The sequence below is a fragment of the Acidaminococcus sp. genome, assembly GCA_022482815.1.
GTDB lineage: Bacteria > Bacillota > Negativicutes > Acidaminococcales > Acidaminococcaceae > Acidaminococcus.
In genome coordinates, this window is the sequence record JAKVOM010000001.1 from 1876453 (window position 1) to 1890031 (window position 13579).

Annotated in this window: 8 protein-coding genes; 7 read left to right on the forward strand and 1 reads right to left on the reverse strand. The window is 50.0% G+C overall.

What is annotated here, in order from left to right:
- Positions 1 to 403 precede the first annotated feature (403 nt).
- The 7 genes from LKE33_08110 to ltrA all read left to right on the forward strand — a co-directional run bounded on the left by LKE33_08110 (position 404) and on the right by ltrA (position 11831).
- Positions 404 to 4288, forward strand: coding sequence for an autotransporter outer membrane beta-barrel domain-containing protein (locus LKE33_08110; protein ID MCH3950879.1), 3885 nt, complete (start codon positions 404 to 406; stop codon positions 4286 to 4288).
- A gap of 767 nt (positions 4289 to 5055) precedes the next feature.
- Complete coding sequence (locus LKE33_08115) at positions 5056 to 5319, forward strand: hypothetical protein (protein MCH3950880.1); 264 nt, start codon at positions 5056 to 5058, stop codon at positions 5317 to 5319.
- Entirely contained in the window at positions 5312 to 6139 is an 828-nt protein-coding gene (locus LKE33_08120) for an SDR family oxidoreductase (GenBank protein ID MCH3950881.1), read from the forward strand. Before LKE33_08115 ends, LKE33_08120 begins: the two co-directional genes overlap by 8 nt.
- Before the next feature lie 109 nt (positions 6140 to 6248).
- Positions 6249 to 7136 carry an alpha/beta hydrolase gene (locus LKE33_08125; GenBank protein MCH3950882.1) on the forward strand — a complete coding sequence of 296 codons (888 nt, stop codon included), beginning with the start codon at positions 6249 to 6251 and terminating at the stop codon, positions 7134 to 7136.
- Between the two features lie 277 nt (positions 7137 to 7413).
- Positions 7414 to 7863, forward strand: coding sequence for an NAD(P)H-dependent oxidoreductase (locus tag LKE33_08130; protein ID MCH3950883.1), 450 nt, complete (start codon positions 7414 to 7416; stop codon positions 7861 to 7863).
- Positions 7864 to 8737: 874 nt separating this feature from the next.
- A complete protein-coding gene (locus tag LKE33_08135) occupies positions 8738 to 9982 on the forward strand; it encodes an IS110 family transposase (GenBank protein ID MCH3950884.1) in 1245 nt (414 codons plus the stop codon).
- Between the two features lie 586 nt (positions 9983 to 10568).
- Positions 10569 to 11831, forward strand: a complete 1263-nt coding sequence (ltrA, locus tag LKE33_08140; GenBank protein ID MCH3950885.1) for a group II intron reverse transcriptase/maturase — start codon at positions 10569 to 10571, stop codon at positions 11829 to 11831.
- Positions 11832 to 12213: 382 nt separating this feature from the next.
- On the opposite strand, the gene radA is transcribed toward ltrA, so the two are convergent.
- Entirely contained in the window at positions 12214 to 13578 is a 1365-nt protein-coding gene (gene radA / locus LKE33_08145; protein ID MCH3950886.1) for a DNA repair protein RadA, read from the reverse strand.
- Between the last annotated feature and the right edge of the window lies 1 nt (position 13579).

The window sequence follows — 13579 nt, forward strand, 5'->3', positions numbered from 1 at the left end:
TTGCCACAAGCTGAAGGCGCTTTTTGATTTTATTTTTTCCATGCTGCCGCAGGCCCGTCGCCAAAGGCGACCAAAGCTTTAATTCTGTCAAACCGAAGGGTTGGCTATCTTCTACAATCTCCTTCCACGCAGTCAGAAGGAGATTGTAGAAGTGGTGGAGGATAGTTTTCTTCTTTTCGCGCGTCAGCGCCAAGGCTTTCCCTTGTCTTTACACCGCCTTCTCACTATCTTTCCCATTTTATTTTCTTCATGCTATAATGTACTTAAGAATAAGGATAATTATTTTATTTAATATCTGAATTTTATGAATATTTAATGTTCCTATCGCAGCCAGTTCCCGGATTGTTGTGATAAGAAAACGAAAGATATTCGGGGAAAAATCTGGGAATAAGGGGAGGTTACTATGCAAAATTTCACATCATCAGCTCAGAATAGACTTGCGCGGCTCGTTCTTTTGGCACTTTGTACGCCTATCCTGACGTATTCATGGATGGGCAGTACCATTCGGTCGGCCAGTGCGGCTTCTTATGACGAAACTAAAAACTTGGACGGTAGTGCAGTTTCGCAGGCTGCGGTTAGCAACTCTGGCGAGTTTAGCAGCAGCCCCTATGACTCTGTGAATCTTAAGGTGACGACAATCAGGCCCAGTGGTGGAACACTTATAGCCCAGAAATATTATGGGATTCGAAGCAATCGCGATAGTGGTCAGACAATTGCTTCTGCCGGAACGAACGGCGTTTCGATTACGATGCGGGGAAATCCGAAGTTTGGAAGTTCTACCAGTTCTAAGAATAGAGTGGTTCTGTTATCCGCTGAAAATGACAATAGCAAGATTGACCTTTCATCGTCTTCAGGTGACGTAACGCTGGCCATTCAGGATGCCAGTGATGGCAGTGGCAGTACTTCTGGATACAATAGGGGCACAATTATGGTTGCCAATGCCACTGGCGGAGCACAAATCTCGATTACCGGACAAAACACGAAAGCTGAAATCATGGCGGAACCGCTGAATCATTCAGTGACTTTTACACAGGCATTGGGGTACAGTGCAGAGTCGGGCGGCCAAATTGCGGTTTCGTCCACAGCCGGCAATAACGAAGTCACCATCTCCAAGATTGCCGAAAATCCCAGTCAAAATCCCGCAAATTATGGCATCAAGGCAACAGGAGCAAACAGTTCTGTATCGCTGACGGCAGATAACGGCGGAAACTTTGTGACTCTTTCAGGCACCGGAACAGGTACGGCTGAGACGACACTAATCGGGCTCAGTACATATGATTCAAATTTGCAGCCAAATTCGCAGCCAAACTCCGACGTCAGCATTACGCTGTCAGGGCAGGAGAACCGGTTAACCGCAAACTATACCGGTGATAATTCTACAGGTTCCGTTACCGGTATTGAAGCGGGCCGCAAGAGCAATATTTTACTCCATGCTACGTCCAGAGATAATGTAATCCAGGTAAGTACAACGAGCAGCTCTGCTGCGTACGGCATTTCAGCAAGAGGCAGAGGCACGCAGTATACGAACATAGAAAGTACTGTTACACTGACTGCTGACGAGGGAAATAACTGCATCGAAGCAGAAAGCGGATATGAGACAGTTACTTATGGCATTAACGCCTCCTTTGGGGCTAATGTGGAGCTGCAGGCACCTAACGGTGAAAACACGGTGTATGCGAAAAATGGTTATGCCGGTATTTACTGCGGTAGCAACAGGGGAGATGTTGCGAACGTCACCCTGGAAGGCCTGAATAACGATATCAAGGCAGACGGAACTCTGAACGGTGGCACAGGAATCTGGGCCCTGGACAAGGGGAAGGTTACTGTCCATGCGACGAATCAAAACACCATCTACGGATCCCAAGACGGTATTCGTTCTTTCGCTAACAGAAGCGAAAACGCGGACAAAACGGACGTTACCGTAACGTCCGATACCGGAACTAATGAGATTTCCGGCGAGGTGAACGGCATTTATGCCTGGAAGGGAACGGTTGAAGTCGGCAGTAATTCCGGCAGTAACGAAATTTCCGGCGGGTCGGATGGCATTTATGCCTGGAAGGGAACGGTTGAAGTCAGCAGTAATTCCGGCAATAATCAAATTTCCGGCGGGTCGGATGGCATTTATGTCTGGCAGGGAACGGTTGAAGTCAGCAGTAATTCCGGCAATAATCAGATTTCCGGCGGTTCGAACGGCATTTATGCCTGGGAGGGAACAGTTGAAGTCAGCGGTGATTCCGGCAATAATCAGATTTCCGGCGATACGAATGGCATTTATACCGAGCAGGGGACGGTCGAAGTTAGCACTGACTCCGGCAACAGCCAGATTTCCGGCGGTTCGAACGGCATTTATGCTCAGCAGGGAACGGTTGAAGTCAGCACTGCTTCCGGCAGCAATGTGATTTCTGGCGGTGAAAGAGCCATTCTGGCCGTATCAAAACCTTATTATTATGGTGATTATTTTACGGCTGACACAGACACTTCTGTAACAATCAACGGGCAGTCCGATTTGTCTTCCTCCGGGGATGCCGTGATTGAAAGTTCTTCCGTAGATGACCCCGTGGCGACTACCGTGACTGTGAACTACGCCGGTACGAGCAAGATTACAGGCAACATCCTGGCTCATGGCGGCGGAAGCGTCAAGATTGCGCCGCAGACAGATTCAGGCACGGTGACCATGAATGGTAATCTGTTCTCCTACGATGTGTCTGGGGAATATGCCGATAACCAGAACAACTACCATGGCGGTACCATCGATACGGCGCTGACAAGCGGCAGTGTCATGACCGGGATGGCGGATACAGGCGTCATCGGCAGTACGAATGGAATCGGCGTCATAAACCTTGATATGACGGGAACGGCCCTTTGGATGATGACAACTTCCAGTGCTGTGACAAATCTTACGGGCAGCGGCGGTACAGTCCATTTCGTCAATGGCGGTGACAGCCTGCAGATTACGGGCGCTGTTTCGGGAAGCCATACGTTTGATATGGATCTTTCCTATGCGGATAAAACGCATAGTGATATGCTCTACGCCACGACGGGCACGAGCGACCATCAGACGCTGAATGTCAAGAACCTGCAGCAGCTTAACAGCGAAATGGATGACGGCGATGCTGTCCGTTATGCAACGGTGCAGTCGGATGCCGGCGGAGGCTTTCTGGGCAATGATTACGTCATTGTCAATGGTCTCTACAATGACACGCTGACGACGGAATACCGCACGGTATCTTCCGATCCCAACCGCTCGGATACCTATGATGCGGCCCTTGATGCGGCTTATGGTCTGGATGATTCGACGAACATCTACCTCGTCAAGCAGGAAACATTGAATGACGGTGCTTTGACGCCGGAAAAGAACCGCGACCTTAACTGGCGCTACATGACGACACTGGATACCTTCACGAAGCGTGATGGTCAGTCCCAATATTTCACGGATGACGGTAAGCGCGGCGGCTGGGTACGCCTGGGCTACCGCAACCTGGGCGTCGACGGCATCGGCGAACTGGACGGAAATACGTACGAACTGGGCTGGACGACGATTTCCCGTCAGAATGACGAACGGAAACATCGCTTCAGCGCGTCGGTAGCTTACGGCAAACCGAAAGGCCACTTCGAGGGTTACGGCGGCGACTTGACGGTGCTTGACTTCTCTGTCAACCTCTACGATACGCATGAATATTATCCGTCCGCTGAGGAACTTGCCAATAAGCCGGAGTGGAAGAAAGCATCCCACGCTTACTGGGATAACTATCTGAAGTACCATCATGTAAAGACCGAGTATGACGCCTATGATCACTCCGTCGGTACAAAGTACTCCGGAGATTATGACCAGGATGTCTGGAACCTCTCTACCGAGTATGGTCATAAGCTTATGATGAATGAAGACTGGTTCTGGGTACCGCAGGCACAGCTGCAGCTCTCTTATTTGGGCAGCTATGATTATGTCGACTCCCAGGGCCTCCACGTTGACGGCGACCACGACTGGAGCCTTATCGGGCGTCTGGGCTTTGACATTGTCCGTGATATCCACGACAGCCGTGACAGCAAGATTTACTTCAAAGCATCGCTGCTCCATGAATTCCTCGACGGTAATGATGTCACCGTTCGCTACGGCAGCGACCGTTACCTCAGCGAAGGCGACCAGAGCGGCACCTGGGGTGTCGTAGGCCTGGGCTACAGCAGCAAGATTGGTAAGGAACAGTACTTCTATATTGACGCAGAAAGGTACTTTGGCAACGATTTTGACAGAACTTACGATATTCGTGCGGGAATTAACTGGAAGTTTTAGTTAAAGGCACCTGGCCCAATAGAGTCCTCGACATGTCTCGGGCGTCTATTGGGCCAGAGCTTTTTCTAAGGAAACTTTTTTTGCCCGGCGCAGAAATATGGGCGCACCTGCTGTGTCAGGCGGTCGCGTGACCCATCGAGGTACTATTTGTGTACATCTTCTGGGCCCCGCGACCGCCTTTTAGGGAACTGATGACTAAATGAGATGTGCCAGATTCATGTAGATGCACTGTATCTCTCTAGGCGACAAAACGATGATTTACCGGGTGTAAGTCAAGTTTTGTCAACAACGAGAGATCAGCGCAGATGCATGAAGATGGTGCGTTGAATTAGTCATCGGTTCCCTGACATCTGCACCCATCTTCTGTGCCGTTCACAAAAAGAAAATAAAAAGAGGTGTGTTATCATGGCATACGTTTCTTAATGGAGTGTATGCCTTTTTCTTTTTGAACTAAACGAAAATAAAAGCACCAGCCCTCAGCCCTCTTGTTTTTTGTAAAAAAATAAGAGGGAGGGACCGCTTGCGGTGGGTATTCAGTCGGACAACAGGAATTGGCCCGATAGCAACGCTGTAAAATTCAAACCAACACCCCAATTGAGGCAGTAGAGACCCTCTTCGACGTCGCTTAAGTTAAGCCAAACCGTAAGGTTTGGAATTCCTCTGGGACCTCCTTTCAAGCCGCCATGCGGCTTCGAAAGGAGGAGGGGCCACGAAGTGGCGGAGGATAGCTTCTTTTCCGTCCGTTCGGAAGGAGGAAGGACCACGAAGTGGGGGAGGAAAGTAAGTTAAGGAAAACCGCTTGCGGTGGAGGGATAGCTTCTTTTTTTCCCGTCGCCGAAGGCGGCCACAGCTTCCCAGCTTTCTTTCCGCGCGAAGCGCCAAGGCTTCCCGGCCTCGGCCGGGCCAAACTTCACAAAATCTTCACATCCTCTTTCATTGACAGGGAGTTACTACCGGATGCTACACTGCAGGTAAAGGTGAACGAAAGGCTTGATTTTATCAGTCTCAAGGGGGTTGTTATTTATGAGTGAAGTATGGTTTATTACAGGCGCGGGCCGGGGATTCGGCCGTGCTTTTGCAGAGGAAGCAGTCAAAAGGGGCCATCTTGTTATTGCCGGACTGCGCCACATTCCGGAAGATGATGCATTCTTCAAAAATAAAGACGTGCTGCCGGTTCGGATGGATGTCACAAAGCCGGAAGAAGTAAAGGCTGCGGTGCAGGAAGGCATCAAATTTTTCGGCCGGATTGATGTGCTTGTCAATAATGCCGGCTTCGGCATGACGGGTGCGTTTGAGGAAACGAGTGATGAAGATCTGCGAAAACTTTTTGAAACGGACTATTTCGGCGTTGTCAATGTGACCCGGGAAGTACTGCCAATCATGAGAAAACAGCAGTCCGGCAAAATCTTTAACGTATCTTCCCAGGGCGGCGTCATGGGATTTGCCGGCAGCAGTGCCTATTGTGCCGCTAAATTTGCTGTTGTCGGCCTCTCCGAGGTGCTCCGTCAGGAACTGGCCCCATTCCACATTGATGTGGCGGCGGTTTGCCCCGGCTCTTTCCGGACGGATTTCCGCAAAGCAAATTCTATGCACGATGTATCCCTCAAAATTGATGCGTATAACGATACGGCCGTGCGAAAGGCAGGAGACTTCCTGCATGTCAACCGGAGCAATCAGAGCGGAGATCCGAAGAAAGCGGCTGTCTTCCTCTGTGACATGGCGGCAAAGGATACACTTCCTTCCCGGATCTATATCGGTGAAAGATGCTGCCGCGAAGTAAAGGACATGCTTTATGGACAGATTAAGGACATCGAATCTTATGAAGAAGCTTCTTCAAAGACCGATTTTTAAGGCTGCCTTGAGGCTTTTGATGTTAAGTACATTTATGCTTAGCCTCACTGCCTGCGCCCAGCAGCCTGCGGGTTTCGGAAATTCACAGGAGGGAAAGAAGGACACGACGATGAATTCAGCAAATCATCCTTATATGGCAGAGACCAAAATCCAGAATGTCGCGTCCGATCCCGTATTTCAGGGAAAGGGCAGACTGATTTTCCCGCTCTACAGGACGATTCCTTCCGGTGCAGCGCTTTCTGATATGGGAGATTACCTGCCCTGGTATTCCAATATCCGTACGGATGTGACCACAGCGGTGCTGAACCGGCTCAAAGAGGATGCTGCCGCAGGCAAGCAGGTCATTTATCCTTTGTATGATGAGGCGGAAATGCAGCAGGATCCGGAAAAACGCAATACAGGTCTCGTCTTTTTCAGGGGCAAAAAAGGAGCTAAGACGGCGATTGTAAATGCCGGCGGCGGATTCATGTATGTCGGAGCAATCCATGACAGCTTTCCTCATGCGTTAGCGCTTTCCGAGCTGGGCTACAACGCGTTCTGCCCGATTTACCGGCCCGATGCGCAGCTGGCTTGTGAGGATTTGTCCCGCGCCATTGTGTTCCTTTTTGCTCATCAAAAAGAGCTTGGCATCGATATGAACCATTATTCCCTGTGGGGCGGTTCGGCCGGTGCCCGCATGGCCGACTGGGTCGGCATGTACGGCACGGCTGCCTTCGGAGAGCAGGATAAGCCCCGGCCGGCTGCCATTGTCATGGCGTACACGGGGCTGTCGGAAGTGACGGGCAAGGAACCGCCGACGTACAGCGTCGTCGGAACAAGTGACGGCATCGCAAGCTATCGGGGCATGCAGTACAGGACGCAGCAGCTCAGTAAGGCCGGCATTGATGCGGAAATTGAAGTCTTTCCGGGCCTTTCCCATGGCTTCGGCACCGGTAAAGGTACCGTAGCCGACGGTTGGATCAACCGCGCCGTAAAATTCTGGGAAAAGCATAGTTAAAAGCCGCCGGTCGCGGGTCGTGGGTCGCTACAGGAGAAAGCAAACTGACAAGCAGTTTACAGCGACTTAAAAAAGCTAACTGCATCTTACATTCTGCCTCAGGAATCCGCCAAAGCAGCTGCCCGCACTAGCGTAATAACCACTCTGCCATAAACTGGCTAAAAACCAAATGCCAAAAGCGCCTTTATTTTTTTCCCGCCGCCTTTGGCGGCCACGGCGTCACAGCTTTCTTTTCGCGCGTCAGCGCCACAGCTTATAATTTACAGGAGGTATTACCATGAAATATTTATTTATCAACGGAAGTCCAAATAGAAATGGAAATACGACTGAACTTGCCAATACACTCTTTGGCAGTAAAGATTATGAGACTCTCATGCTCGTTGATTACCGCATCAATGATTACGGTCAGGAGCTGCCGGGTGATCAATTTGATGAAGTGCTGAGTAAAATCAAAGAAGCCGATATTGTTGTCATCGGTTCTCCCGTGTACTGGCACAACATCTGCGGCGGAGTCAGGACCCTGCTCGACCGCTTCTATGGACCGGTGCCTTCCGGCAGCATGAGAGGCAAAAAGCTTTACTTCCTCTTCCAGGGCGCAGCACCCCAGAAATGGATGCTCGAAGCCGGGGAATACACCATGAAACGGTTTGCCAGCATGTATGGGTTTAGGTGGGGTGGTATGGCTAATTCCACCGCAGAAGCGGAAAAGTTGGGTAAAGAACTTTAAGTGTCGCTGAAAGGCACCTGCCCCAATAGAGTCCTCGACATGTCTCGGGCGTCTATTGGGGCAGAGCTTTTTCTAAGGAAGTTTCAGCTGTCCTCTGCAGAATTAGGGAACCATTGATTCATTCGCAGCTTCATCTACATGTGTCTGCGCCAGTTACGCTGTGTCGACAATTCCTCGAGTTACACCCGGTAACCCTCCGGATTGTCTTCTTGCGTAGCTGACGTATCCGCATGTATCTGAAGCCGTTCATTGAATCAATGGCTCCCTACTGCATCTGCTTTGTCAGGGCGCTGCGTGACCCATCGAGGTACTATTTGTGTACATCTTCTGGGCCCCGCGGCGCCCTTTCGCGCATCTGCGGCTGTCTTGCAGCAGAGTCCATCAGAAACAAATAAAAAATCATATGTGATATCGGGGCATGCGTTCCTAAATGGGTCTTCAGTAGGATAACAGGAATTAGTCCGACAGAGCGTTGTTAAATTCTAACTATTCCCCAATTGCTGCAGCAGCCCTCTTGTTTTTTGTCAAAAAAATAAGAGGGGGAACCGCTTGCGGTGGGTATTCAGTTGGATAACAGGGATTGGTCCGATAGAAACGCTGTTAAATCTACACCAAAACCCCAATCGGGGCACTAGAGACCTTGTATCATATGTATTGGGACTTTAACCCTCTTTTTGGGGGAAAGTGCTACACTGTAAAAGATGCTGTGGATTGGTTTTAGGACCTACCGATTAACGGTTTGAAGAAGACTCCAACCACAGCTCTTTGCAGCGATGTTAATTAGTTAGATACCGCCAGACGGTTTATATAGAACAAGGATACATAGCAGAGAGTCTGTGGTTTCAGCATCATATTTTTTAGGAGGTTTTATATTATGATCTACGTTGGAATTGATGTGTCCAAAGACAAACATGACTGCTGCATTCTTGACCCAGAGCATAAGTCCAGGTACAAGCAATTTACTATTACCAATGATTGGGAAGGCTTTGACTTTCTGCTGAAGCAGATATGCTCTTACAAACAACCGGCAGAAAACATAAAAGTAGGGCTTGAAGCCACCGGACCTTACAGCGAGAATATCACCAGATTCCTGCTGAATAACGGGCTACCAACTTATGTCTTCAATCCCATGATGACAGATCAATACAAAAAGAGTCATAGCCTTCGCAAAACTAAAACCGATCGCATTGATGCTCATTTCATAGCCTGTATGTTCATGTCCGATTTGGATCTCAAACCCTACGTTCCTAAAGAATACCACAATGAACGTCTCATGTCACTTACCAGATCTCGGTTCAGAATGGTTCAGGCAAGAACAAAGATTAAACAAGACGTGGATCGGCTTGTGGTTCTCAACTTCCCTGAACTAGGAAAATATATGAACCTGAATTCTGCTACTGCTCACGCTATATTCATGGAATATCCTACTCCCGAGGAGCTGGCAAACGCCAACTTGAAACACTTGAAAAACATTATTCACAAGGCATCCAGAGGCAGCTTAAATGAGGATTTGGCTGAACAAATTCGTGACGAGGCAAAAAAATCTATCGGTAAACACAACAATCTGGGCAATGAACATGAATTGCGGGCGAACATCCGGATTCTTGAGGACTATGATGAAGAAATTCGCAAAATCGAGGCTGAGGAAAAGGAGCTGCTGAGCGAGCATCCGGAACCTTTACTTACAATTCCTGGGATTGGTGCCGTCACAGGAGCCGCAATTTTAGCGGAAGTCGGGGATTTTTCCAAGTTCTCTTCTCCTGACAAAGTTCTAGCTTATGCCGGGCTTGCACCGTCCAGGAACCAATCAGGACGCCGAAGTGGGATAGGTCGAAGCGCCCACATGGAGAAAAGAGGGTCACGTTATCTACGATTTGCGCTCTTTAACGCAGCGATATTCGTCTGCCGGTACGAACCAGCCTACAGGGAATATTTAGCTAAGAAACTAAACGAAGGCAAGCATTACTACATAGCAATCTCTCATGCAGCCAAAAAGTTGGTACGGTTAATTTATGCACTTCAGACAACAGGAAATACATACAAAACATCTGCTCAATTAATGCTTCAAAAGCAGATAAATACTAGCTCCGATTCACAGGACATTGTACTTGACATATGATAGTTAGTCTTCTTTCACGCCGCTATGCGGCGTCGAAAGAAGGGGAACCGCTTGCGGTGGATGATGTGCGCCAGTTCGGCGTGAATAGTGTAGTTCGGTGAAAGTCCGAATCCAGTAAAGCCCAGCAAGCAGCTGGTACCGAGTCTTGCATGCAGAGCCGTGAGGTGAGCATGAAGCGTAGGCAGGGAGTGTGAGAGCCGTAATGCCAAATGCGATGAGCAAGGCGTGAAGCAGAATCAGCCTCGTTAACCGTAACATGGAAGCCGATACCCTATCATCGGTCGCAGGCAGCAGCGTGCAGTTCGTTAGCAGGAAACTGCGGCGAGAACTGCACAGAGTTCCATCGGGGTCTAAGTGCACGGCGAGTACACAAACACTATTCATGTACCTGGGAGAACTGACTCAGTCCAAGGGACAGTGGTATGCTGACTTAAATACTTAACTGTACGGAGGTTGGCAAAAGCTGGGTCAGTAGTCGGATTGCCTCATAGTAGTGATGAAACCTATGAAAGTAAGCGGAGCGAAGGGGGCAAAGAATAATCGATTTCTGTCTCAAAACAGAAGGTAACACAAGGAGGTTATCATAATGGAAATTGCGACACAGAGATTAAGGCACCAAGTGCAAGTATTCGGAAGAGTACAGGGAGTCATGCACTACGTAAATGCGGATGCCCTGCATGAAGCCTACAGAAGGCAGAAGAAGGGTAAAGCAGTGGGTGTAGATGGTGTCAGCAAGGAAAGCTATGGCGCTAACCTTGATGAAAACATCAGCAATCTGCTGGCGCGGATGAAGAGATTCCAATACAAGCCAAAACCTGTAAGAAGGGTATACATCAAGAAGGACAATGGAAAGCTGCGTCCTCTTGGGATACCCAGCTTTGAGGACAGGCTTGTACAGGGCGCAATGGCTGAACTGCTGAATGCAATCTATGAACCCAAGTTTCTGGACTGTTCATATGGGTTCAGGCCGGGACGCAGTGCACATGATGCAATACGGGCAATCCAAGGCACGATGTACCGTGGGAAATGCCGTTGGGTACTGGAAGCGGACATTAAAGGCTTCTTTGACCATGTCAATCATGAGTACCTGATGGAATTCCTGAAACAGGACATCGATGACAGTGATTTCCTGCGTTACATCAAACGCTTCCTGAGGTCGGGGGTCATGGACAAAGAACAGGTGTATTACACGGAGGAAGGCACGCCGCAGGGCGGTCTTATCTCTCCTGTTCTTGCGAACGTGTACCTGCATTATGTACTGGATGTCTGGATGGAGAAAGTGGTACGGCCCTGCATGCGCGGCTCAATACGCTATGTGAGGTATGCCGATGATTTCCTCATCCTGTTCGAGTACAAGGCAGATGCCGAAAAAGTCATGTCGGTGCTCGGAAAGCGCCTGGGCCGTTTCGGTCTGGAAGTAGCAGTGGAGAAGACGAGAATAATCCCGTTTGACAAGAACAAGGGAACCAAAGATACCTTTGATTTCCTTGGGTTTACCTTCTACATCACGAAGGACAGGAAGGGAAGAAACCGTCCTGCTGTGAAAACCAGCAAGAAGAAACTGAAGAGCAAACGGCGTAAGATGAGCGAATGGCTGAAAAGCCGAATGGCCAAACCGATAAAAGAGACGATGCTCATGCTTAGAAGAAAATTGGCAGGGCATGAAGGATACTATGCGGTGAACGGTAATCTTGAGGCCGTAAAAGGGTTCTGGTACTACACACAGAACAGGTTTTTCGAGGTGATGAATCGCCGCGGCACAAAACACAAACTGACGTGGGAGAAGGTCATGAGAAAATGGAAATACTTCATTCCTGACCCACGCATCAGGGTGCAGATATGGTGCTGAAAGATTATTCTAAGAGCCGTATGCGGGAAAACCGCACGTACGGTTCTGTGAGGGGCGGGCGAGGCAACTCGACCCGTCTACTCGACAGCTTCTTTTACCCTAATTTCATCGCTTTTGAAATTTGGGAAGCATCAAAAAATCTACAAAAAACAGGAGCCGTGACGAGATACCATTTCGTATCTTCATCACAGCTCCTGTTTTCTTTTCTATTACGCAGGTCGCGGGTCGCTGGTCGCAGGCCGCCACTGAAGGAAGCAAACTGACAAGCAGTTTGCAGTGAATTAAAAACCTTCCTGCTGCTTTCTTAAGCTATATTAAGAATCCAAAGCAGCTGCCCGCACTGCGGTACTAGCCACTATCGTCTAACCACTTACCACTTCACCTATTCAAACAACGCCGCCAGGGCATCTTCCACCGATCTGACTTCAACGACATCAGCAGGGCGTTTTTTGCCGTCCGTAAAGCTGCCTTTTGGTACGACGAACTTATGAAAGCCCAGCTGACGGGCTTCTTTGATGCGGCGTTCTACAAGTCCTACGCGGCGCAGCTCACCCGTCAGTCCGACTTCTCCGATGCAGAGCACGCCCATGGGAACAGGGCGGTCGCGGTAGCTCGAGACGAGGGCTGCCACGATGGCGAGGTCAGCCGCCGGTTCATTGACCCGGACGCCGCCTACGGCGCAGACGTACGCGTCCTGGTCCCCGAAGTTCATATTCATGCGCTTTTCGAGGATCGCAATGAGCATATTGACACGGTTATAATCAAGGCCTACAGCCGTCCTTCTCGGCATCCCGAAAGGAGTGTGGGCGACGAGCGCCTGGATCTCCGTTAGAATCGGCCGGTTGCCTTCCATGGTTGCCGTGATAGCGGACCCGGAAACGGCATTTTCACGCGGTTCCAGGAACAGCCCTGAGGGATTATCTACTTCCTGCAGGCCTTCGGCTTCCATGGAGAAAATACCGCACTCGCTCGTGGAGCCGAAACGGTTCTTGAGGGCCCGCAGCACGCGGTACGTAAAGGAACGGTCGCCTTCAAACTGCAGCACCACGTCAACCATGTGTTCCAAAAGACGCGGCCCTGCAATATTGCCTTCTTTGGTGACGTGACCGATGATGATGACGGCAATATTGGTTTCCTTGGCAAAATTCAGCAGCTTGGCCGTACATTCCCGAACCTGTCCGACACTGCCTGCCGCCGTTTCCAGTTCACTGTTGTACATGGTCTGGATGGAGTCGATGACGAGCAGTTTTGGTTTCAGCTGCCGGGCCTGCACGAGGATGGCACCGAGTTCGGTAGCTGTCATGACTTTCAGTTTGTCCGATGCTTTGCCGAGACGTTCGGCACGCATGGCGGTCTGGGCTTCCGATTCTTCGCCCGATACATAGAGCACGGGAATGCCCCGGTTGGCCGCCTTCATGGAGACGTCGAGAGTAATCGTCGATTTGCCGATGCCCGGCGCGCCGCCGAGGAGAATCAGGGAGCCCGGCACAATACCGCCGCCGAGGACGCGGTCAAATTCATGGATGCCCGTCGTCATGCGGACGATACGGACAGTATTGACTTCGCTCAGCGTCTTAGGCACGGCGTTTTCTTTTGTGTTGAGATAGGAAGGACGATGCTTGTCCACGGGGGCCTGGACTTCTTCTACGAGGGAGTCCCAGGTGCCGCATTCCGGGCAGCGTCCCAGCCACTTCACAGAGGAGTAGCCGCAATTCTGACATACATACTTCGTCTGGGATTTTGGCACG

Coding starts and splice junctions, on each gene's coding strand:
- LKE33_08110 (MCH3950879.1), top strand. CDS start 404: ATGCAAAATTTCACATCATCAGCTCAGAATAGACTTGCGCGGCTCGTT.
- LKE33_08120 (MCH3950881.1), top strand. CDS start 5,312: ATGAGTGAAGTATGGTTTATTACAGGCGCGGGCCGGGGATTCGGCCGT.
- LKE33_08125 (MCH3950882.1), top strand. CDS start 6,249: ATGAATTCAGCAAATCATCCTTATATGGCAGAGACCAAAATCCAGAAT.
- LKE33_08130 (MCH3950883.1), top strand. CDS start 7,414: ATGAAATATTTATTTATCAACGGAAGTCCAAATAGAAATGGAAATACG.
- LKE33_08135 (MCH3950884.1), top strand. CDS start 8,738: ATGATCTACGTTGGAATTGATGTGTCCAAAGACAAACATGACTGCTGC.
- ltrA (MCH3950885.1), top strand. CDS start 10,569: ATGGAAATTGCGACACAGAGATTAAGGCACCAAGTGCAAGTATTCGGA.